This window comes from Aestuariivirga sp. (assembly GCF_037139295.1).
Classification (GTDB): domain Bacteria; phylum Pseudomonadota; class Alphaproteobacteria; order Rhizobiales; family Aestuariivirgaceae; genus Aestuariivirga.
Genome location: NZ_JBAXGR010000001.1, coordinates 1 through 21,156 on the forward strand (window position 1 = coordinate 1; position 21,156 = coordinate 21,156).

The 21,156-nt window shown below is 64.7% G+C and carries 26 protein-coding genes; 16 read left to right on the forward strand and 10 right to left on the reverse strand.

Going from position 1 to position 21,156, the window contains the following annotated elements; translation table 11 throughout:
• The coding region (locus tag WCJ41_RS00005) for a response regulator (RefSeq protein WP_336903752.1) at window positions 1–469 on the forward strand (469 nt) is incomplete at its 5' end.
• Between the two features lie 55 nt (window positions 470–524).
• On the opposite strand, the gene WCJ41_RS00010 is transcribed toward WCJ41_RS00005, so the two are convergent.
• The gene (locus tag WCJ41_RS00010) at window positions 525–686 is read right to left on the reverse strand and encodes a hypothetical protein (protein WP_336903753.1); all 162 of its coding nucleotides are present in this window, start codon (window positions 684–686) and stop codon (window positions 525–527) included.
• Between the two features lie 215 nt (window positions 687–901).
• Here WCJ41_RS00010 and WCJ41_RS00015 point away from each other — a divergent pair, with 215 nt between their 5' ends.
• The gene (locus WCJ41_RS00015) at window positions 902–1,369 is read left to right on the forward strand and encodes a cytochrome c (protein ID WP_336903754.1); all 468 of its coding nucleotides are present in this window, start codon (window positions 902–904) and stop codon (window positions 1,367–1,369) included.
• A gap of 3 nt (window positions 1,370–1,372) precedes the next feature.
• On the forward strand, window positions 1,373–2,281 hold the full coding sequence (locus tag WCJ41_RS00020) for a cytochrome c (RefSeq protein ID WP_336903755.1): 909 nt from the start codon (window positions 1,373–1,375) through the stop codon (window positions 2,279–2,281).
• A 7-nt stretch (window positions 2,282–2,288) separates the two neighbouring features.
• Here the strand turns inward: WCJ41_RS00020 and WCJ41_RS00025 are convergent, their stop codons facing one another.
• Window positions 2,289–2,993: an alpha/beta hydrolase gene (locus WCJ41_RS00025; RefSeq protein WP_336903756.1), complete on the reverse strand. Its 705-nt coding sequence runs from the start codon at window positions 2,991–2,993 to the stop codon at window positions 2,289–2,291.
• Between the two features lie 111 nt (window positions 2,994–3,104).
• Between WCJ41_RS00025 and WCJ41_RS00030 the strand changes: the two genes are divergently transcribed.
• The 5 genes from WCJ41_RS00030 to hemN all read left to right on the forward strand — a co-directional run bounded on the left by WCJ41_RS00030 (window position 3,105) and on the right by hemN (window position 8,676).
• A complete protein-coding gene (locus WCJ41_RS00030; RefSeq protein ID WP_336903757.1) occupies window positions 3,105–4,094 on the forward strand; it encodes a hypothetical protein in 990 nt (329 codons plus the stop codon).
• Window positions 4,091–5,092 carry a carbohydrate kinase family protein gene (locus WCJ41_RS00035; RefSeq protein ID WP_336903758.1) on the forward strand — a complete coding sequence of 334 codons (1,002 nt, stop codon included), beginning with the start codon at window positions 4,091–4,093 and terminating at the stop codon, window positions 5,090–5,092. Before WCJ41_RS00030 ends, WCJ41_RS00035 begins: the two co-directional genes overlap by 4 nt.
• A gap of 170 nt (window positions 5,093–5,262) precedes the next feature.
• Window positions 5,263–6,642: an aminotransferase gene (locus WCJ41_RS00040; RefSeq protein ID WP_336903759.1), complete on the forward strand. Its 1,380-nt coding sequence runs from the start codon at window positions 5,263–5,265 to the stop codon at window positions 6,640–6,642.
• Entirely contained in the window at window positions 6,642–7,259 is a 618-nt protein-coding gene (locus WCJ41_RS00045; protein ID WP_336903760.1) for a pyridoxamine 5'-phosphate oxidase family protein, read from the forward strand. The genes WCJ41_RS00040 and WCJ41_RS00045 overlap by 1 nt, the downstream gene beginning before the upstream one ends.
• Window positions 7,260–7,323: 64 nt before the next feature.
• Window positions 7,324–8,676: an oxygen-independent coproporphyrinogen III oxidase gene (gene hemN, locus WCJ41_RS00050; protein ID WP_336903761.1), complete on the forward strand. Its 1,353-nt coding sequence runs from the start codon at window positions 7,324–7,326 to the stop codon at window positions 8,674–8,676.
• Window positions 8,677–8,818: 142 nt separating this feature from the next.
• Here hemN and WCJ41_RS00055 read toward each other — a convergent pair whose 3' ends face one another.
• Genes WCJ41_RS00055 through pdxH form a run of 3 tightly spaced genes read right to left on the reverse strand, consistent with a single transcriptional unit; the run spans window position 8,819 to window position 11,341 of the window.
• Window positions 8,819–9,964, reverse strand: coding sequence for a PLP-dependent aspartate aminotransferase family protein (locus tag WCJ41_RS00055; RefSeq protein ID WP_336903762.1), 1,146 nt, complete (start codon window positions 9,962–9,964; stop codon window positions 8,819–8,821).
• Window positions 9,957–10,736, reverse strand: a complete 780-nt coding sequence (locus WCJ41_RS00060) for an SDR family oxidoreductase (RefSeq protein WP_336903763.1) — start codon at window positions 10,734–10,736, stop codon at window positions 9,957–9,959. The genes WCJ41_RS00055 and WCJ41_RS00060 overlap by 8 nt, the downstream gene beginning before the upstream one ends.
• Entirely contained in the window at window positions 10,709–11,341 is a 633-nt protein-coding gene (gene pdxH / locus WCJ41_RS00065) for a pyridoxamine 5'-phosphate oxidase (protein ID WP_336903764.1), read from the reverse strand. Before pdxH ends, WCJ41_RS00060 begins: the two co-directional genes overlap by 28 nt.
• Before the next feature lie 213 nt (window positions 11,342–11,554).
• On the opposite strand from pdxH, the gene fabI reads away from it, so the two are divergent.
• Genes fabI through aroC form a run of 3 tightly spaced genes read left to right on the forward strand, consistent with a single transcriptional unit; the run spans window position 11,555 to window position 14,073 of the window.
• Complete coding sequence (gene fabI, locus WCJ41_RS00070) at window positions 11,555–12,379, forward strand: enoyl-ACP reductase FabI (protein ID WP_336903765.1); 825 nt, start codon at window positions 11,555–11,557, stop codon at window positions 12,377–12,379.
• Window positions 12,372–12,977, forward strand: coding sequence for a histidine phosphatase family protein (locus WCJ41_RS00075; protein WP_336903766.1), 606 nt, complete (start codon window positions 12,372–12,374; stop codon window positions 12,975–12,977). Before fabI ends, WCJ41_RS00075 begins: the two co-directional genes overlap by 8 nt.
• Window positions 12,978–12,987: 10 nt before the next feature.
• Window positions 12,988–14,073, forward strand: a complete 1,086-nt coding sequence (gene aroC, locus WCJ41_RS00080; RefSeq protein WP_336903767.1) for a chorismate synthase — start codon at window positions 12,988–12,990, stop codon at window positions 14,071–14,073.
• Between the two features lie 231 nt (window positions 14,074–14,304).
• On the opposite strand, the gene WCJ41_RS00085 is transcribed toward aroC, so the two are convergent.
• The 3 genes from WCJ41_RS00085 to WCJ41_RS00095 are packed head-to-tail and all read right to left on the reverse strand — an operon-like array spanning window position 14,305 to window position 16,248.
• On the reverse strand, window positions 14,305–15,033 hold the full coding sequence (locus WCJ41_RS00085) for a TlyA family RNA methyltransferase (RefSeq protein WP_336903768.1): 729 nt from the start codon (window positions 15,031–15,033) through the stop codon (window positions 14,305–14,307).
• Window positions 15,023–15,268 carry an exodeoxyribonuclease VII small subunit gene (locus WCJ41_RS00090; RefSeq protein ID WP_336903769.1) on the reverse strand — a complete coding sequence of 82 codons (246 nt, stop codon included), beginning with the start codon at window positions 15,266–15,268 and terminating at the stop codon, window positions 15,023–15,025. Before WCJ41_RS00090 ends, WCJ41_RS00085 begins: the two co-directional genes overlap by 11 nt.
• A complete protein-coding gene (locus WCJ41_RS00095; protein ID WP_336903770.1) occupies window positions 15,268–16,248 on the reverse strand; it encodes a histone deacetylase family protein in 981 nt (326 codons plus the stop codon). The genes WCJ41_RS00090 and WCJ41_RS00095 overlap by 1 nt, the downstream gene beginning before the upstream one ends.
• 46 nt (window positions 16,249–16,294) lie before the next feature.
• Between WCJ41_RS00095 and WCJ41_RS00100 the strand changes: the two genes are divergently transcribed.
• From WCJ41_RS00100 to WCJ41_RS00110, 3 genes are read left to right on the forward strand one after another with little or no spacing between them, the layout of a single operon-like run.
• Window positions 16,295–17,233, forward strand: a complete 939-nt coding sequence (locus tag WCJ41_RS00100; RefSeq protein WP_336903771.1) for an L-threonylcarbamoyladenylate synthase — start codon at window positions 16,295–16,297, stop codon at window positions 17,231–17,233.
• Window positions 17,230–18,624, forward strand: coding sequence for an FAD-binding oxidoreductase (locus tag WCJ41_RS00105; RefSeq protein WP_336903772.1), 1,395 nt, complete (start codon window positions 17,230–17,232; stop codon window positions 18,622–18,624). Before WCJ41_RS00100 ends, WCJ41_RS00105 begins: the two co-directional genes overlap by 4 nt.
• Entirely contained in the window at window positions 18,621–19,040 is a 420-nt protein-coding gene (locus tag WCJ41_RS00110) for a GNAT family acetyltransferase (RefSeq protein WP_336903773.1), read from the forward strand. The genes WCJ41_RS00105 and WCJ41_RS00110 overlap by 4 nt, the downstream gene beginning before the upstream one ends.
• Here the strand turns inward: WCJ41_RS00110 and WCJ41_RS00115 are convergent, their stop codons facing one another.
• Complete coding sequence (locus tag WCJ41_RS00115; protein WP_336903774.1) at window positions 19,041–19,703, reverse strand: SOS response-associated peptidase; 663 nt, start codon at window positions 19,701–19,703, stop codon at window positions 19,041–19,043.
• 20 nt (window positions 19,704–19,723) lie between these two features.
• Between WCJ41_RS00115 and WCJ41_RS00120 the strand changes: the two genes are divergently transcribed.
• Window positions 19,724–20,152 (forward strand): NUDIX hydrolase, encoded by a 429-nt coding sequence (locus tag WCJ41_RS00120; protein WP_336903775.1) that lies wholly within the window; start codon window positions 19,724–19,726, stop codon window positions 20,150–20,152.
• A gap of 109 nt (window positions 20,153–20,261) precedes the next feature.
• Window positions 20,262–20,522, forward strand: a complete 261-nt coding sequence (locus WCJ41_RS00125) for a hypothetical protein (protein WP_336903776.1) — start codon at window positions 20,262–20,264, stop codon at window positions 20,520–20,522.
• A 3-nt stretch (window positions 20,523–20,525) separates the two neighbouring features.
• Here WCJ41_RS00125 and WCJ41_RS00130 read toward each other — a convergent pair whose 3' ends face one another.
• The gene (locus tag WCJ41_RS00130; protein WP_336903777.1) at window positions 20,526–21,155 is read right to left on the reverse strand and encodes a LysE family transporter; all 630 of its coding nucleotides are present in this window, start codon (window positions 21,153–21,155) and stop codon (window positions 20,526–20,528) included.
• Between the last annotated feature and the right edge of the window lies 1 nt (window position 21,156).

Here is a 21,156-nt window from a genome sequence, read left to right on the forward strand (position 1 = left end):
GTCAGTGGGAATGATGGCAGAGCCGGCAGTTATTGGCGCGAGCCCCGAAAGAAAATCGCTCAGGCTCGAGGCCGCCCACGGCGGGCGCCCGCGCCTGCTGCTGGCCGAGGATTGTGACCCGGTGCGCATCGTCACCGCCGCCATGCTGAAGGGCATGGGCTGTGACGTCGAAGCCGTCATCCACGGCGAGGAAGCCGTGAAGAGCGCTTCTGAAAACGAATTCGACGTGATCGTGCTCGATATCGAGATGCCGATCATGGATGGCATCACCGCTGCCCGCTCGATCCGCCAGATGGGCGGCCAGGTTGCGGCCACGCCGCTGATGGCGCTGTCGGCCTTCCTTGCCGACTCGGTGCGCACTGGCGAATGGATGGACACATTCGACATCGCGCTGCCCAAGCCCGCCAACCGCAACGAACTGCACGAGGCGGTCAAGGCCGCCCTTGAACGCGTCCGCGACGAGGCCTGAAAACGCGAAAGGGCGGGAATGACCCCGCCCTCTTCCGTAAAGCCTGTCCGGATGCTCAGCCCTGTGCGGGCTTCGTCTCCAGCGACTTCAGCATGTGAAGCACTTCGCGCAATTCCGGGCTCAGCACGGTCTTGCGCTTGCGCGCTTGAGGTTGCGCCGGTTGCTGGGTTTCCTCAGCCTGCATGTTTTCCACCTTGTCGTCCGCGATTGGACCCATTGTCGTTCCGTGACCTTAACGTCACCCTAAGGGCGGCGTTGCAGGCAATCTGCTCCCGGCACATGGCGCATGCGAGGCCCGATCCGGGCGCTTTTGCGGCATTGTTAACAAGGCGTTAGGGGTGACTAGGCGGAAACACAGAATTGTGATGGATTGGGTTGCAGTATTTCCGCGTAAACTTTCCGCTAAACACAGCTGATGGAGGACGAACGCTCATGGTGTCAAAGACGGTTCTGGGACTTTTCACGGCGGGCGTGATCGCGCTCGGCTTCACCTCGTCAGCCATGGCCGATGCCAAGGCCTCGATCGAGGCCCGCCAGGCCTGCATGAAGGCCAATGGCGGAATGATGAAGGTGATGGTCCCCATCATCAAGGGCCAGAAGCCCTATGACAAGGCGGCGATCGACGCCGCCATTGCCGCCTCGCAGAAGGCCTGCGGCGGCTGGGCCGATTGGTGGGGCGCGGACACCAAGCCCGATACCGCAGCCGGCAAGGCGGCCAAGACCGAGGCGAAGGCCGAGATCTGGTCCGATGCTGCTGGCTTCGAGGCCGCAGGCACGGCCTACGTGACGGCCGAGGCCGCCGTGCTGGCCTCCACCGACGAGGCCTCCTTCAAGGCCGCCTTCCCGGCGCTCGGCAAGTCCTGCCAGGGCTGCCACGAAAAGTTCCGCCAGGCGGACTGATCCTTGCGGCGGTCAGGAAAGATCGTGCTGGCCCTGGCGCTCATCGCGGCGCTGGGGCTTCTCGCTTTTTGGCTGCTTAGCACGCCGCGGCCGCTCACCGCGGCCGACATTCCGCAGCACACGCCGGACGTGGCCAATGGCGTGCGCCTTTACCATGCCGCAGGCTGCATCTCCTGCCACCAGCCATCGCCTGACCTGAAGGACGTGGCGACCGATGTGCCGGCCGGCGGCGCGCCGCTGCACACGCCGATCGGCACCCTCTACCCGCTGAACCTGACGCCAGACCCCGAAACCGGCATCGGCTCGTGGAGCGATCTCGAATTCCTCAACGCCGTGATGCGCGGCATCTCGCCCGAGGGCGAGAACCTCATTCCCGCCCTTCCCTACACCTCCTACGCCCACATGAAGCCGGAGGACGTGCTCGACATCCGCGCTTATCTCGCCAGCCTGCCGCCGGTGAAGTCGCCCGAGCGCGAACCGGACATCACGGCCCTGCCGTTGGTCCGCCGCGGCGTGGGCCTGTGGAAATGGGTGGGTCTCGACACCACGCCGTGGACACCCGACCCGTCGCAGTCGGACAGCTGGAACCGCGGCTCATACCTCGTCAACGGCCCTGGCCACTGCCAGGAATGTCACACGCCGCGCAACATTTTCATGGCGCGCGATGAATCGAAGGCCTTCCAGGGCGGCCCGCATCCCGAGGGCAAGGGCCGCGTGCCGAGCCTGCTCGGCCTCATCGAGCGCGGCCGCTACACCGACGCCGCCGACCTCGCCTCAGCCCTGCAGAACGGCGAGATGATGGGCTACGACAAGCTCGCCTCAGGCGGCATGGGCCAGGTCCAGCGCAACATCTCGATGCTGCCCGAGAGCGACATCCAGGCCATCGCCGATTACATCGCGAGCCTGAAGTAGCCCCTGCTCACAGCTTCGGCGAGAGCCCCACGTCTTCCATCCAGTGGTCGATCGCCGCTGCCGTCTCGTCGGGGTATTCGAGCGTCGGGAAGTGGCCGCAGTCGGCGAGTTCCACATAGCGGCCATTCGGGATCGCGGCTGACATGCGCAGGCCCTCTGCTGCGGGCGAGTACTTGTCATGCACGCCCCACAGCATCAGCGCCGGGCAGGTGATCTCGGAAAGCCGCGGCCAGCGGTCCACGCGGTGGGCCAGCGCGTCCGACTGGCGGGTCATCGCTTCAGGCCCCATGGTTGCGCACATGTCGATGAAGGCCTGCCGGGCGGCGGGGCCATTGGGTCCGTCCATGTGGGCGATCATGTCGCCCATCTCGGTGGCCACCTGCTCGGCCTCGCCCGCCCGCAGCCGCTCGGAGCGGCGCAAGCCAGCGCGCTGGTCAGCAACCGCGCCGGGGCTGGACCCGATGACGATCAGCCCCCCCACCCGGTCGGGTGCGGCGAGCGTCGTTTCGAGCGCCACCCGGCCTCCGAAGGAGGTGCCGAGCACCACGAAATGCTCCGGCGCCTGGGCCAGCACCTGCTCAATACAGATGGCAAAGTCGGCACCATCGGCAATGACGACGGAACTCAGCACGTTGGAGGGCAGGAGCGGCGCGATCTCGGCATAGAGACGCTCGTCGCAGCCGAAGGCGGGGATCATCACGAGATTTGTCATGGCAGCCATTTTGCAACGGCGGGGCTCAAAGGGAAAGCCCACAATCCCGTTGTTCCGGACCCTGAGGCTGCTAGAAGGGGGGACCTTCGATCAACCTGCAGGAAACGCCCCGTGAAATCGCTCGACAAGAAGCTGAAAACCATCGCCGCTGGAAAATACAAGCCCCGCGACTTCATCCTCGCCGATGCCAAGGACCCGGACTACGCCTTCGGCGTGAAGGGCACGGGTGCGCATGACCATCTCGACCAGTCCGGCAAGCACCGCTCCATCCCGGAGTTCCGCAAGACCATCCGTGACATGGTCAAGCAGAAACAAATGGACGTGATGCTGGGGGCCGTCTCCAACATGGAACTCCTCATCGAGGACGGCCTGTTCGAGAAGTCCGCCGTGACGCCTGCCATCCGCGCCAATGACACCACCGACATCTGGCACCCGCGCGCTGGCAACTACGCCAAGGAGCCGTCACGGCCCTGGCGCACCGCCAACCTCGGCTATGTGTCGAAGTTCTGCGACCTCGGCCTCTATTCGGTGACCTTCAACAACATCCTCGAGCGCGATCTCGAGGCGGTCGCCCATTACCGCGAGTTCCGCCACGATGCGGTGAAGCACAAGTTCCGCCACTTCCTCGAAATCTTCAATCCCAACGCGCCGCAGAACCTGCCCGCCGAGCAGATGCCCTTCTTCGTCAACGACATGATCATGCGTGTGCTCGCCGGCATGGCAAAGGTGGAGCGGCCGCTGTTCCTCAAGATGCCGTTCAATGGCCGCATGGCAATGGAAGAGCTGGCGAGCCATGATCCGGGCCTCGTCATCGGCATCCTCGGCGGTTCGGCCGGCACCACGCGCGATTGCTTCGAACTCCTCAGCCAGGGCGAGAAGTCCGGCGCCAAGGTCGCGCTCTTCGGCCGCAAGATCAACCTCGCCGAAAGCCCGCTCGACCTCGTGGCGCTGTTCCGCCCGGTTCTCGAATCCGAAGTGACGCCGGAACAGGCCGTGAAGCACTATCACGCCATCCTGTCCAAGAAGGGCCTTAGCCCCAAGCGCAAGCTCGAGGACGACCTCATGATCACCGAACCTGCCCTCGAGGGCTACAAGAAGTGACGCAAAGCGGCATCGTGCTGGCCGGGATCGTGGTGCTCGACATCGTGCACATCATCGATCACTGGCCGGCCGAGGAGACGCTGGCCTTCATCGACCGCACGGAAATGGCAGCCGGCGGCCCCCCGCACAATGCGGCGGCGGGACTTCTCAAGCTGGGCGCGGAATTTCCGGTGACGCTGCTGGCCACTGCGGGCGACGACGCCTATGGCGCCACCATGCTGGCCAGCGCGCGTGGATACGGGCTCGACACCTCACGTGTGTCGGTGATCCCAGGTGCCGTCACCAGCCACACCCATGTCATGTCCTGCAAAGATACCGGCCGGCGTACCTTCTTCGCGCAGCTCGGCTGCAACAACCTGATGACGGTCGAGCACCTGATGCCGCCGGAGGACAGCAACGCCAAGATCTATTACCTCGGCAGTCCCGGCACGGCCCGCGCGCTGGACAGGGGCGATGGCTGGCGCACGCTGCTGAAGGCAGCGAAGGACCGCGGCATGAAGACTTGCATGGAACTCTGCCCGGTTCCGGCCGATGACCTGCGCAAGCTGGTGCCGCCCTGCCTGCCGCTGTGCGATGTATTCGTGGTCAATGACTATGAGGCGACGAGCATCACGGGCGTCGACGTGGCGCCTCACGTCCGCCTGAATTGGCACGCGGCAGAGGAAGCCTGCCGCAAGCTGCTGGCCATGGGCGTTGGCGAACTCGCCTGCGTGCACCATCCTGATGGCGCGGTGGCAGTGACGCGCAATGGCGAAGTCGCGAAGCGCCCCTCGGTGCGGGTCGACCAGTCCGAGATCGCCGGCGCCACGGGTGCAGGCGATGCCTTCTATGCTGGCGTCCTCTTCGGCTATCATGAGAACTGGTCGCTGGAGCGCTGCCTCGACCTCGGCAACGCCGCCGCCGCCACGTCGCTCCATTCGCCAACCACCAGCGCGGGCATCCGTCCGTGGGCGGAGTGCCTGGATTACGCCAAGGCCAAGGGCCTGCGCTCGACTTAGGACCATCCCCCACGTTCACCTTGCCCCGGCTTGACCGGGGCATCCTTCTTGGTGACTGCGCAAAGGATGCGCGGGTCAAGCCCGCGCAAGGTGAATGGGTGGGGTGTCCCGTCCCCTGTTCCCACGCCCGATTCCCCTGATATAGTCCCTCCATCCCAGGAGGAACCCGAATGCCCTTGTCCAACATGGCCGTCCGCGACATCGAGACGGTGATCCACCCCTACACCAACCTCGCCCGCCACCGTGAAGTCGGGCCCCTCATCCTCAACGAGGGCCGCGGCATCTATCTCTATGATGACACGGGCAAGCGCTACATCGAGGGCATGGCGGGCTTGTGGTGCACCGCACTGGGCTATGGCAACCAGGAAATCGCCGAGGCGGGTGCGGAAGCGCTGCGCCGGGTGTCCTTCACCCATGCCTTCGGCGGCAAGTCGCATGATGGCGTGATCGAACTCTCCGAGAAGCTCAAGGAGATCGCCCCCTGCCCCGCCTCCAAGGTGCTGTTCGGCTCCTCTGGTTCTGAGGCCAACGACATGCAGATGAAGCTGTCGTGGTACTACAACAATGCCCGCGGCAAGCGGGAGAAGAAGAAGATCATCAGCCGCATGCGCGCCTATCATGGTGTGACCATCGCGTCGGCCTCGCTCACCGGGCTTCCCTGGGTGCACAACGACTTCGACCTGCCCATCGCCAACGTGCTGCACACCTCCTGCCCGCATTATTATCGCTACGGCCAGGAAGGCGAGACCGAGGAGCAATTCTCCGCGCGCATGGCGCAGGACCTCGAGGACATGATCCAGCGCGAGGGGCCTGACACTATCGCCGCCTTCATCGGCGAGCCGCTGATGGGTGCGGGCGGCGTGCTGCTGCCGCCCGACGGCTATTGGGAAAAGGTCAATGCCATCCTCGAGAAGTACGACATCCGCTTCATCGCGGACGAAGTGATCTGCGGCTTCGGCCGCACCGGAAACTGGTTCGGCTCGACGACCTACGGCATGAAGCCCCAGTCGATCACCATGGCCAAGGCCATCACCTCGGCCTATTTCCCGCTCTCGGCCCTGACGGTGGAGGAAGACCTCTACCAGGCCATGCTGGATGAAAGCCGCAAGCTCGGCACCTTCGGCCATGGCTACACCTACACCGCACACCCCGTCGGCTGCGCCATCTCGCTCAAGACCATCGAGATCTATCAGCGCGACAAGATCATGGAACATGCGGCCAAGATGTGCCCGGTGTTCCAGATGCGGCTGAAGAAGCTCGCCGACCACCCGCTGGTGGGCGAGGCGCGCGGCGTCGGCCTCATCGGTGCGGTGGAACTCGTGGCCGACAAGGCCACCAAGCGCAGCTTCGACCCGAAGAAGATGGTGGGTGCCGCCACGGTGAATGCCCTGCAGGAGATGGGCCTCATCGTCCGCAACATCCAGGACTCGGTGGCGCTCTGCCCGCCGCTCATCATCACCACCGACGAGATCCACGAGATGTTCGACATCTTCGAAAAGGGCCTCGACCAGATGGAAGCCTGGGCGCGCAAAGAGAACGCGAGGGCCTGATGATCGGCAACGAGGAGGAACTGCGCGCCAGGTTCGGCGAGGTCTCGCACCTCGCCTCCGCCAAGAGCAGGCCGGCACTGGACACGTATTCGCGCCAGTTCATCGGCCTGTCGCCCTTCCTCGTCATCTCGACGGCTGACACACAAGGCCGCGCGGATCTTTCTCCGCGCGGCGACCCGCCGGGCTTCGTCCGCGTCATCGACGACAACACCATCCTCATCCCCGACCGGCCCGGCAACAACCGGCTGGACACCATGGCCAACATCACGGCCAACCCGAATGTCGGGCTGCTGTTCTTCGTCCCCGGCTTCGAGGACACGCTCAGGCTCAATGGCAAGGCCCGCATCACCGACGACGCCGCCCTGCTCTCCGCCTGCACGGTGAACGGCAAGCAGCCCGTGGTCGGGATCCTCGTCGCCGTGGAGGAGGTGTTCCTGCACTGCGCCAAGGCGCTGAAGCGCTCGAAACTGTGGGACCCGGCTTCCCGCCAGGACCGCGGCCAGATGCCCACGATCGCCCGCATGATCCTGGAACAGACCGCGACGCCGGTGGCCGAGCCCGAAGCGGCGAAGATCGATGCCGCGGTCGAAGAGGAATACCGCACCGCCCTCTACTGACAAAAATGCCCGGTCTTGATCGAGGTCAATGAACGGAGCCTAACAGCCGATACTGTCAGCTTCCATGGACAGTCAGCTTCTCCCCTTCGCCACCCAGGACGTTCCGCGGTACACGAGCTACCCGACCGCGGTGCAGTTCCAGTCCCCCTTCCCCGGCCAGACGTCGGATGACTGGCTGGTGGCGCTCGACCGGCAAGCCACCCTCTCGGTCTATGTCCACATCCCCTTCTGCCGCCAGCTCTGCTGGTATTGCGGCTGCCACACTTCGGTGCCGAACAGCTATGACCGGGCGGCCCGCTACGTCGAATATCTGGTGAAGGACATCAAGCGCCAGGCCGCGCTATTCCGGGGCCGCAAGGGCAAGGTCACCCACCTCCATTTCGGCGGAGGCACCCCCACCTATCTGGACGACCTGCACATCGGCGAGATCGTCGAGGCCATCGATCAGGGCTTTGGCCTTGCCACCGGCGGCGAAATGGCGCTCGAATCAGACCCCCGCACGCTGACGCGTGAGCGCGCCAAGGTGCTGAACGCCATGGGCTTCAACCGCATCAGCTTCGGCGTGCAGGATTTCGCAACACCGGTGCAGATGAAGATCAACCGGCTGCAGACCTTCGGCCTCGTCAAGGCGGCGAACGAATTCCTGCGCGAGGCGGGCTTCACCAGCGTGAACTTCGACCTCATGTACGGCCTTCCTGCCCAGACGGTGGAGAGCGTCGCCAGGACCGCCCAGCAGGCCGCCTCGCTCAAGCCCGACCGCATCTCGGTCTTCGGCTATGCCCATGTGCCGTGGTTCAAGAAGCACCAGAAGATGATCAATGATGCCGAGCTTCCCGGCGTCAACGCCCGCTATGCCCAGGCCACCACCATCGAGCGCGAGCTCAATGCCCATGGCTATGCCTCGATCGGGCTCGACCATTTCGCGTTGGAGCATGACGACCTCAAGGCGGCCGCCCGTAAAGGCACCATGCGCCGCAATTTCCAGGGTTATACGACGGACGTCTCCGACGCGCTCCTGGCCTTCGGTGCTTCCGCCATCGGCGAATTCCCACAGGGCTTCGTGCAGTCGGCACGTGACACGCTGGAATGGTCTCAGAAGATCGACCGCAACGAGAGCCCGGTCACGCGCGGGCTTGCCACCACGGCTGAAGATCGCATGCGTTCGGAAGTCATCGAGCGCCTGATGTGCGATCTCTCAGTCGATGCCGCCGAAATTGCCACGCGCCACGGCTTCGACCCGGCGATCTTCGATGATGTTGCCGAAAAGCTCGAACCCGCCATCTACGCGGGTATCGCCGAGGTGAAGGGCAGCAGCGTCAGCGTCAAGCCGAAGCACCGCCTGTTCCTGCGCACCGTGGCCGCCGCCTACGACGCGCATTTTGTGGCCGCACCCAACCGGCATGCCAAGGCGGTGTGACGCCACCACCTGCCTTCCTTACTTTCTCCCACCTCCCCAACTCATCATGCCCGGGCTCGACCCGGGCATCCTTTTCCAGGCCACCAAAAAGGATCGCCGGGTCAAGCCCGGCGAAGATGATGTGAGTGGAATTGTGGGGCCGTCAGACCCCGGCCAGAGCCTGCTCGAGGTCCGCAATCAAATCATCCGCATGCTCGATGCCGATCGACAGCCGCACGAGGTTGTCCGGCACGGGGCTCGTCGGCCCCTCCACCGTCTTGCGGTGTTCGGCAAGGCTTTCCACCCCACCCAGTGACGTCGCCGGCACGATCACCTTCAGCCTGGTGCACAGCTTCTGCGCATCGTTGAAGCCGCCCTTGACGAGCAAGGACATCATGCCCCCGAAGCCATCGCGCATCTGCCGCACCGCGATGTCATGGCCGGGGTGCGAGGCAAGCCCCGGATAGAGCACGCGCTCCACCTTCGGGTGACCATCGAAATGCTTCGCAATCGCCATGGCATTGGCCGAGCACTGGCGATAGCGCACGAACACAGTGCGAAGCCCCCGCAGCAGCAGGAAGCAGTCGAGCGGCGCCAGCGGCGCACCCATCTTGGTGCGTAAGCTTCGGACGTCCGCCCAGCGCAGGTTTTCCTCGCGCGTCACCAGCACGCCGGCAAGCACATCGGAATGGCCGTTCAGGTATTTGGTCGCCGAGTGGAACACGATGTCAGCACCGAGCTTCAAGGGCTGCGTGGTCACCGCACCCGTCGCCGTGGCATCAACGCCAAGAATGGCCCCGGCCGCATGCGCGGCCTTGGCTGCGGCCTCGATGTCGATCACGTCCCATGTCGGGTTCAGCGGCGTCTCGATCCACACGAGGTCGGTCTTGCCCTTCTGCAGCGCGGCTTCCAGCAAGCCATCCTTGCGCGGGTCAAACAGCGTGAGCGTAATGCGCCCCAGCCCTTCGAGCCGCTTCATCCAGTCGCGCGTGCCGTAATACATGACGTCGGGGGCCACCACATGCGCTCCCTGCGGCACCGTCTCCAGCAGGATGGTGATCGCCGCCATGCCGGAGGCAAACAGCAGCGCCGACGTGCCCTGCTCCAGCGCCGCGATGGCCTCCTCCGTCTGCCACAGCGTCGGATTGCCGTTGCGGACGTAGTTCTCCTTCAGCTTCGGCTGGTAGTTCTCGTCGCGGGCATAGGTGGAGGAGAGGTAGATCGGCGGCACTACGGCCCCCGTCGCCTCGTCCACCGCGCGCAGTGCATGCGCCGCAATGGTCTCCGGCCGCAAGGCCTCGTTAGACATGCTGGCCGCCGTTGATATGAAGCTCGGCACCCGTCACATAGGATGACTGCTCGGTGCACAGGAAATAGATGGCCTTGGCCACCTCCTCCGGCTGGCCCAACCGGCGCTGCGGAATCTGCGCCACCAGCTTTTCCGTGCCAGGAGACAGGATGGAGGTTTCGATCTCGCCCGGCGAAATCGAATTGACGCGCACGCCGAAGGGGCCGAAGTCCGCCGCCATCTCGCGCGTCAGCGAGGCGAGTGCTGCCTTTGACGTCGAATAGGCAGCACCTGCGAAGGGATGCACGCGGGAACCCGCAATCGAGGTGACGTTCACCACCGCACCCTTGGCCGCCACAAGTTCATTCATCAATCCGCGCGCCAGCATGACGGGCGCAAAAAAGTTGATCTGGAACACAGCCTTCCAATCCTCTTCCGCTGTCTCGAGCGTGTTGAGGCGAGCGCCGCCCGGCTTCTTCGGGCTGATCGCCGCGTTGTTGACCAGCGCATGAAGCCTGGAGCCTTGCGCCTTCAGCTTTTCCCTCATCTGCGCGATGGCCTTGTGGGTGTCCTCGGAGGAGGCCAGGTCAACCACGATGTGGTCATCCGGCCCTGCATCCCAGGGGCAGTCGTCCGGAAACGGCTGGCGCGAGCAGGTGATGACGCGCCATCCGGCCGTCGAGAAGCGTTTCACCGTCGCATGCCCGATGCCGCGCGAGGCGCCAGTGAGGATCAGGGTCTTGCGGTCGCCGTCGGGGGTGGTGTTCACGGGTAAAGCCTCGCTTTCGACCATGCGGCCTTGTCATCCGGGCGGCGGAACACCACGCGGTCATGCAACCGGAACGGCCGGTCGTGCCAGAATTCAATCGCCAGCGGCTTGATGCGGAAGCCCGACCAGTGGGCAGGCCGCGGCACCTCGCCGATCGCGTATTTCGCCGTGTTGATGGCAACCGCCGTTTCCAGCGCGAAGCGGCTTTCCAGCGGGCGCGACTGCTGCGAGGCCCAGGCGCCGATGCGGCTGTCCCGCGGACGCGAGGCGAAATAATCATCCGCCTCGGCCTTCGAGACCTCCTCCACGATACCGCGGACGCGCACCTGGCGGCGCAACGACTTCCAGTGGAAGACGATGGCCGCCTTCATGGTGCCGAGGATCTCCTGGCCCTTCTGGCTCTGGAAATTGGTGTAGAACACGAAGCCGCGCTCGTCATAGCCCTTCAGCAGCACCATGCGGACATTGGGCAGCCCCTCCTCGTCCACGGTGGCCAGCGCCATGGCATTCGGGTCGTTGGGCTCGGAGGCTTCCGCCTCCTTCAGCCACTCCCCGAAGAGGTTGAAGGGGTCGTTCCTGTCGGTGAAGCCGGCGGAAGCCGTCAGCTTGGAAATGTCGCTCAATGCCATGTGCAAGTCCCGATTTTTGAAGAGCTTATGCCACCCGTCAAGCCTACGCATCAACCTTCGCCGCAGACCATCAGCCATGTCCGGGCATCACAAGGTTGAGGTCCGCCCCTCATCTTTCGCGTGTTTTCTTTCCAGTGGACCTCCCCCCGGCTTTGTGTCAATTAACCGACCGCCGGGGAACGTCCGGCCCACCTGTTTTTTGGACGGTCAATCATGAGCGATAACAAGGGTTTAATGGCTGGCAAGCGTGGCCTCGTCATGGGGGTTGCGAACAACCGGTCCATCGCCTGGGGCATCGCCAAGTCCTGCGCTGCGCAGGGTGCCGAACTCGCCTTCACATACCAGGGCGATGCCCTGAAGAAGCGCGTCGAGCCGCTCGCTGCCGAACTGGGCTCCAAGATCGTCGTCCCATGCGATGTCACCGACATGTCATCGATGGATGCCACCTTCGAAACGATCGCTAGGGAATGGGGCTCGCTTGACTTCGTCGTCCACGCCATCGCCTTCTCCGACAAGGACGAGCTGCAGGGCCGCTACGTCGACACCAGTCCTGACAATTTCACCAAGACGATGTTCATCAGCGTCTATTCCTTCACGGCTGTCGCCCAGCGCGCCGAGAAGCTCATGACCAATGGCGGCTCCATGCTGACAATGACCTATTACGGTGCCGAGAAGTGGATGCCGCACTACAACGTCATGGGCGTGGCCAAGGCAGGCCTCGAAGCCTCGGTGCGCTACATGGCGGCTGACCTTGGCCCCAAGAACATCCGCGTCAATGCCATCTCTGCAGGCCCGATCAAGACGCTCGCAGCCTCCGGCATCGGCGACTTCCGCTACATCCTGCGCTGGAACGAATACAACTCCCCGCTCCGCCGTACCGTCACCATCGACGAAGTGGGCGACTCAGGATTCTATCTTCTCTCTGACCTCGGGCGCGGCGTCACCGGCGAGATCCTGCATGTCGATGCGGGCTATCACATCGTCGGCATGAAGAACCCCGATGCGCCAGACATCACGGTGAACGGAAGCGGTGAGTAAAGCGCGCCCACCCATCTACTTCGTCCGCCACGGCGAGACGGACTGGAACGTCCAGGGACTGATCCAGGGCTGGACCGATATCGAGCTGAACCAGAAGGGCCACACCCAGGCCCGCGCCGTCGCCGCGGCGATGAAGAACGTCCCCGACTTCTCGCCCGATTTCAATTTCGTCGTCAGTCCGCTGCTGCGCGCCCGCCAGACCATGGGCTACATCGCCGAAGCCCTCGAACTCGAGCCGCCGCAGATCGCCATCGAACCTGCCGTCACCGAGCTGGGCTTCGGCATCTGGGAGGGCAAGCCCTTCTGGGAGCTCAAGGCCTCGCCCATCTATCCGCCGCACCCCGAAGACCGCTATTTCTGGCGCCCGCGTGAGGGCGAAAGCTACGAGGACGGGCACGCCCGCATCAATGCGTGGCTCGATACGCTCGACCGGCCGACGGTGGTCGTCGCCCATGGCGCCATCGGCCGCTGCCTCATCGCCGAGATCGCCAGCCTGCCGCGCCGCGACCTTGTGGAGCTGGCGATGAAGCAGGGCTTCTACTGCAAGCTGGCGGACGGCAGGGCCGAGTGGTTTGACGCCACGGCCGATGCGGCCTAGTTAAGGCCTCATGTCGCACAACAGTTTCGGCCACCTCTTCCGCATCACCACCTTCGGGGAAAGCCATGGTCCGGCCCTTGGCTGCATCGTCGATGGCTGCCCGCCCAACATTCCGCTCACCGCTGATGAGATTCAGGCCTTCCTCGACAAGCGCCGCCCCGGCCAGTCGCGCTTCACCACCCAGCGCCAGGAGCCGGACCAGGTAAAGATCCTCTCCGGCGTCTTCGAGGATGACCGCACCGGCGGCCCCGTCACCACCGGCACGCCGATCATGCTGATGATCGAGAACGTCGACCAGCGCTCCAAGGACTATGCCGAGATCCGGGACAAGTTCCGCCCCGGTCATGCCGACCTCACCTACCAGGCCAAATACGGCATCCGTGACTACAAGGGCGGGGGCCGCTCCTCGGCGCGCGAGACGGCGGCGCGCGTGGCCGCAGGTGCTGTCGCCCGCAAGATCATCCCCGCCGTGTCGATCCGCGGCGCACTGATCCAGATGGGTCCCCATAAGATCGACCGGAAAAACTGGGACTGGGCGGAGGTGGACCGCAATCCGTTCTTCTGCCCCGATGCCAAGGCGGCGAAGTTCTACGAGGACTATCTCGACGGCGTGCGCAAGTCCGGCTCCTCGATCGGTGCGGTCATCGAGGTCACGGCGAGCGGCGTTCCGGCGGGCTGGGGAGCACCGCTTTACAGCAAGCTCGACCAGGACCTGGCAGGGGCCATGATGAGCATCAATGCGGTGAAAGGTGTCGAGATCGGTGCCGGCTTCCAGTCGGCCGAATTCTCGGGCGAAGAGAACGCCGATGAAATCCGCATGCGCCGGGGAAAGCCCGAATTCCTCTCCAACAACGCGGGCGGCATTCTGGGTGGCATTTCCACCGGCCAGGACGTTGTGGTGCGCTTCGCGATCAAGCCCACCTCGTCCATCCTCACGTCCAAGCGCAGCATCTCCGCTCAAGGGGAAGACGTCGACGTGATGACCAAGGGCCGCCACGACCCTTGCGTCGGAATCCGGGCCGTTCCGGTGGGCGAGGCCATGATGGCCATCGTGCTTGCCGACCACTTCCTGCGCCACCGCGGCCAGGTGGGCTAGGAACCGTCCAACGATGTAAACCAGCAGAAGAAGCATGGCTGGAATATAGCATCATAGGAATAAAAAGTCAAGGATTAAATTCTTCTTTTATTTCAAGCTACATCACAACTCTCTCATATTCATCATGCCCGGGCTTGTCCCGGGCATCCTTTTGCCGGGCGCCCAAAAGGGCACCCGGGTCAAGCCCGGGTGGGATGAATGGCAGAATTGCGGCACTTCGACAGAAGGATCTCACCCCTTTCCCGCCGCCACCAGAAATTCCCGGTTCCCATCGCCACCCTCGACCGGCGACGCAACCACCCCCAGAACCCGCCAGCCCTGCAAGCCCAGGAAATCCGTGATCTCCCGGCACACGCGCTCATGCACCTCAGGGTCCGTCACAAGCCCACCCTTGCCGATAGCATCCTTGCCCGCCTCGAACTGCGGCTTGATCAGCGCCACCAGCAGGGCGCCCTCCTCGGCCAATTCGAGTGCCGTCGGCAATGCCAGCTTCAGCGAAATGAAACTCACGTCGCAGACGATCAGCTGTACAGGCCTATCCAGATGCTCCGTAGACAGATCACGTGCATTGAGCCCCTCGATCAGCGTCACGCGCGGGTCCGCGATCTTCATCTGCCTGTGGCCCACATCGATGGCCGTCACGTGCGCCGCACCCTCTTCCAGCAGCACCTGCGTGAAGCCGCCGGTCGAGGCGCCAATGTCGAGGGCATTCTTGCCGCGCGCCGAAATGCCGAACTGGGTGAGCCCATGCTTCAGCTTGAGGGCCGCGCGCGACACGTATCCCTGCGCCTCGTCCTCGATGGTGAGCACACAGTTTGCCCCAACCATCTGCGAGGGCTTCACCGCCTGCTCGCCATCAACCTTCACCGTTCCGCGCAGAACCGCATCCCGCGCGCGTGAGCGCGAGGGGTAGAGCCCGCGGGCGACGAGCGCCTCGTCGAGGCGCTGCCTAGTCGACATCCAGGGGTTCGGTGCCGGACGGCGTCCCGTCGGGCTTCAGCGTGATCTTCTCGATGCGGGCCTCGGCGGCCTTCAGCAACGTCTCGCAATGCTTCTTCAGCGCTTCGCCGCGCTCATAGATGGCGATCGACTGCTCGAGGTCCACCTTGCCGGATTCGAGCCTCGTCACGATCTGCTCCAGTTCGGCAAGCGCCTTCTCGAAGGGCAGGCTGGCGATGTCGGCGTGTTCGCTCATCAGATCTCGTCCTCGTCGTCGTCTTCGAATTCCGTTTCCTCGACCATCCCGGCATTGCCGCGCATCAGCGCCTGCACATGGATGCCGACCGAGGCCGCCAGTCCCTGCAGGTCATAGCCGCCTTCCAGCACCGAGACGAGGCGGCCGCCGCAATGGACCTCCGCCGCCTCCATCAGCTTCAGCGTGGCCCAGGCGAAATCTTCTTCCGTCAGCTGCAGGCTGCCGAGCGGATCGCGGTGGTGCGCATCAAAGCCGGCGGAGACGATCACGAGGTCGGGCGAGAACACGTCGAGCGCCGGCAGGATCACCGAATTCATCGCCTCGCGGAACTGCTCGCCGCCGTCGCCTGCGCGCAAGGGCGCGTTGAAGATGTTGCCCACGCCCGTCTCCTGCACGTCACCCGTGCCGGGGTAGAGCGGCATCTGGTGGGTCGAGCCATAGAACATGTTGGCATCCGACCAGAAGATATCCTGCGTGCCATTGCCGTGGTGCACGTCGAAGTCGACGACCGCCACCCGCTCGGCATCATGTTTGTGGCGGGCGTAATGCGCGGCAACGGCGGCCTGGTTGAACAGGCAGAATCCCATGGCACGCCTTGTCTCGGCGTGGTGGCCGGGTGGGCGCATGGCGCAGAACACATTGTCGGCCTCGCCCGTGAAGACCGCATCCACCCCGGCGGTGGCCGCCCCCACGGCGCGCAGTGCCGCCTCCAGCGAGCCCACGGACATCACCGTGTCAGGGTCGAGGTATTCCATGCCCTCGGCGGGCGCCATGGCGCGGATGCGCTCCAAGTGCTCATAGGCATGGGCGCGCAGGATGTCCTCGTCGCGGCCCAGCGGCGCCTCGCGACGAGCGAGGTCGTTGAAATGCGGATTGGCGAGGATCTGGTTCACCGCCCTGATGCGGTCGACCCGCTCCGGGTGGCCATTGGGCGTCACGTGGCGGAGGGACGAGGGATGCGTGAAAAGCAGGGTGGTCATGGCCCCCGTTCTAGCCGCTTGCGCGCCGGACTGCTATAGAGCCCGCATGGCTCCCCACAACGACATTGACGCCGCCGCACAGGCCCTGCGCGAGGGGCACCTCGTCGCCTTCCCGACGGAGACCGTCTATGGCCTCGGGGCGGATGCCACCAATGGCGAGGCCGTGGCCCGGGTCTATGCCGCCAAGGGCCGCCCCTCCTTCAACCCGCTCATCGCCCATGTGCCGGATGCCGAAGCCGCCTTCGCACTGGGTGATTTCAGCCCGGAGGCCCGGGCGCTGGCTGAGGCCTTCTGGCCGGGACCTTTAAGCCTCGTGGTGCCGCGCCGCGCTGATTGCCCTGTCTCCCTGCTGGCCAGTTCCGGCCTCGACTCGATTGCCATCCGCGTTCCCGCCCACCCGGTGGCGCTGGAGCTGCTCAAGGCCACCGGTCGCCCCGTGGTGGCGCCCAGCGCCAACCCTTCCGGAAAGATCAGCCCCACCACGGCAGAGCACGTGCGCCGGCACCTGAAGGACAAGGTGGCCATGGTTCTGGACGGCGGACGCTGCAAGGTGGGCGTCGAGTCGACCGTCGTCAGCTTTCTGGAGGACGGCCCCAAGCTGCTGCGCCACGGCGGCGTGCCGCGCAGCGAGATCGAGAAGGTGCTGGGCCACGCCATCGCTGTCGAATCCCATTCCGCCCGCCCCCACGCGCCGGGCCAGCTACTGAGCCATTATGCGCCGCACGCCGAGCTTCGCCTCAACGCCGATGCCCCGCGCGAGGGCGAGGCCTATCTCGGCTTCGGCAGGCTGCATGCGCACGGACCCTGGACGCTCTCGCCCTCAGGCGACCTCGTGGAGGCCGCCGCCAGCCTGTTTGACCTGCTGCACGAGATCGACGCGACAGGTGTCGCCCGCATTGCCGTGGCTCCCATCCCGCACACCGGGCTGGGCGAGGCCATCAACGACCGCCTGCTGCGCGCCGCAGCACCTAGGGATGCCACATGAGCGATGCCCTGAACCGCCTCGCCGCCGTGGTCGGCGAGGCGCACGCCATCCGCAATGCCGCCGAGATGGACGGCTACATGCGCGAGTGGCGGCAGATCTGGACCGGCCGCTCGCCGCTGGTCCTGCGCCCCGGCTCGACCGGGGAAGTCAGCCGCATCCTGGCCATCGCCAACGCGACGCGCACGGCCATCGTGCCGCAGGGCGGCAACACCGGGCTGTGCGGCGGGCAGATCCCGACCGATGCCGGCAACGAGGTGGTGCTGTCCTTGGACCGCATGACGCGCATCCTCGACGTCGATGCCGCCGACAATACGATCACGGTCGAGGCCGGAGCGGTGCTCAAGTCGGTGCAGGACGCAGCGGATGCGGTGGACCGGCTGTTTCCCTTGAGCCTCGCCTCCGAAGGCTCCTGCCGGATCGGCGGCAATCTCTCGACCAATGCCGGCGGCCTCAACGTCATCGCCTATGGCAACACGCGCGATCTCTGCCTTGGCCTCGAGGTGGTGCTGGCCGACGGCCGCATCTGGAATGGCCTCAAGCGCCTGCGCAAGGACAACACGGGCTATGACCTGCGCGACCTGTTCATTGGCGCGGAAGGAACGCTCGGCATCATCACCGCCGCCGTGATGAAACTGTTCCCCAAGCCGAAGTCACGGGAGACGGCCTTCATCGCGGTCCCCTCGCCGCAGGCGGCGGTGGACCTTCTGTCGCTCGCGCAGGACATGAGCGGCAACCGCGTGGTGGGCTTCGAGCTGATCGCCGACATTGCCCTGCAGTTTTCCATTCGCCATGCGGGCGTGCGCCATCCGCTGGCGGAGACCGCGCCCTGGTATGTGCTGGCCGAACTCTCCGACCCGGTGCCGGGTGCGATGATGGCGATCTTCGAGACCGCCATGGAGCGGGGTCTCGTGACCGACGCGGCCCTCGCCCAGTCGGATGCGCAGCGCCAAGACTTCTGGACGGCGCGCGAACTCATCTCGGAATCGCAGAAGCCCGAGGGCGGCTCGATCAAGCACGACGTCTCGGTGCCGGTGTCGAAGGTGCCGAAGTTCCTGTTGGAGGCCGACGCAGCGGTCTCCCGCCTCGTGCCGGGCGCGCGTTTTGTGTCCTTCGGGCACCTGGGCGACGGCAATATCCACTACAACATCTCGCAGCCTGTCGGCATGGACAAGGCCCGCTTCCTCGACATGTGGAACGAGATGAACGACGTGGTGTTCGAGGTCGTGGGCCACTTCAACGGCTCGATCAGCGCCGAGCACGGCATCGGGCGACTGAAGGCGCACCGCATGGCCGAAATCAAGTCACCCGTCGAACTCGACATGATGCGCGGGTTGAAGCGCATGCTGGACCCCAACAACATCCTCAACCCGGGCCGCGTGCTGCCGGAATGACCAGCTTCCGCGACATCACGGACGCCGACGTCGAGGCCGTCGTCGCCCTGTGGCAGGCTTGTGGGCTCACGCGGCCATGGAATGATCCGTACAAGGACATTTCCTTTGCGCGGCGCTCGGAGAACGCCACGGTTCTCGTTCTCGCGCATGACGGCCACATCGTGGCCAGTGCGATGGCGGGGCATGATGGCCACCGTGGCGTGCTCTACTATGTCGCGGTCGACCCTGCCCGGCAGCGCCAGGGCCTTGGCAAAGCAGCGGTGCGCGCTGGCGAAGAGTGGCTCAGGGCACGCGGCGTCTGGAAGGTCAATCTGCTGGTGCGCGACGAGAATGCCGCCGCACGGGGATTCTATGAGGCGCTGGGTTACGGCGTGAACCCTGTCATCAGCATGGCGCGCACCATCATCGAGAATTGATCAGAACAGGTTCATCTGGTCCGGCTTCTTCGGCGGCGGCTTGGGCGCTGCTGCACGGCCGATGGTGGTGGGCTCCATGACGAAGCTTCCGTCGGGTGCCGGTCGGATGAGCTGTGCCGCGTCCTCCACCTCGCCCGTCAGCCACGTCTCGTAATCCTCCGGCGCGATGATGACCGGCATGCGGTCATGGATCGTGGCCAGTTCGGCATTGGGCGCAATGGTCATCAGCGTGGCGGTTTCGAGTTCGGAGCCGTCGGCCCCCATCCAGTGTTCCCACAGGCCCGCGAGTGCGAAGAGGCCCTTGTCGGCGGCCTGTACGAAGAACGGCACCTTGCGGCCTTCCGCGCCCGACCATTCGAAATAGCCATCGGCGGGCACCAGGCATCGGCGGCGGCGCATGGCGTTCTTGAAGGAGGGCTTCTCCATCACCGTTTCGCCACGCGCGTTGATCAATGGCTTGCCGGGCTTCACCTCCTTCACCCAGGACGGGATGAAGCCCCAGCGCACCAACGCGAAATGACGCGCGCCATTTTCCATGCGCACCACGCCAATGGGTTGGCCCGGCGCCACATGGGCGCGCGGCGGGAAATCCTCATCCTCCTGGTACTTGAACCAGGCTTTGGTTTCACGGGGGCTCTTCGATAGGCTATAAAGTCCGCACATGGAGCGGAGAATAATCACGAATGGCGGGTGAGCAACAGTGGCCGAGGCTCGGCGTGTCGGCCTCCATCTGGCGAGGCGGCAAGGTGCTGCTGGTGCAGCGGGCGAAGCCGCCCAAGGGCATATGGGCCTTTCCCGGCGGCCACGTGGAAGCAGGCGAGAAACTCGAAGAGGCCGCCGCGCGTGAACTGCATGAAGAGACCGGCATGACCGCACGCTTCCAGGGATTGCTCGGGCTCTACGACGTGATCCGGCGTGACGAGAATGGGCTCGTCACCGTGCACTATGTGATCGCATCCTATATCGGAATCGCAGGACCGGAAGAGCCCGTTGCCGCGAGCGATGCAGCTGACGTGACATGGGCTGACCCCAATCATCTCGGAGGCTTCACGCTCGCGCCAAACATGGCCGACGCGATCGCCACCGCACGCAAAATCCTTAATATCCATTAAGGTTTACAGCGTTCAAGTTAACCCTCGTTTAAGGAACGAGTAGCCGGCATCGAAGCAATTGCTATGTTCACTTCAACACGCGGCATGACGCTGCTGAAAGATGGATAGCATGTTGAAGACTTCGCAAGGGACCTACGTACCGATGCCGACCGAGGCGAAGCAGCTCGCTTTGCAGTTCCTCCTCGATGCCTGGGAGGAGGCCGCCTACGAAGGCGTCGACCGGGATTGCATCGCGACCGCCGCGATCTTCGCAGCGCTCTCCGACCTCATCACGACTTACGGCGAAGAGCCGGTTGCCGTGATGTGCCAGCGCCTGCCCGAACGCATCCGCGGCGGCGAGTTCACCCTGACCCGCACCACCAAGCAGTAAGGTTCACGTCAGCGCTTCCATCAGCAGCGCAAAGCCGAAGGCCGCGATCAGGACTCCCGTCCAGCGGCTGATGCGGGCCAAGGCCCTTTCGCTGATGCGCGTCTTGAGCCGCGAAACCACGAAGCTCAGGAACAACCACCACAGGATGCCGCCGGTGGCGACACCGACGATGACCACCGGGGGCCGCGCGGCATTCTCATGCAGGCGCAGCACCCCGCTCATCGTGCCGAAGATGGCAAGGAATCCCAAGAATTCGCCCGGATTGGACATGGTGAGGCCGAAGGCGGCCAGCATTCGTCCGATCACCTTCGCGGTCTGTGGCTCATCAGCCTCGACGACGGCAAGCTCGATGCGCTTGCGCGCCAGCCACACGCCGATGACCACCAGCAGCAGCCCGCCGATGATTATCAGCGGCCGCGCATAGGCCTCGATCAGGTGTGACACCCAGCTGACGCCATAGGCTGCAGCCGCGGCATAGAGCACGTCCGCCACCACCGCACCCAGCCCCACCAGGAACGCAACCACAAAACCGCGCCGGATGGCGCTGCGGATGACGAGGATGTTGACGGGACCCAGCGGTGCCGTGACGGCAAGACCGATGGCCATGCCGATGAACAGGAGCGAGACGTCCATC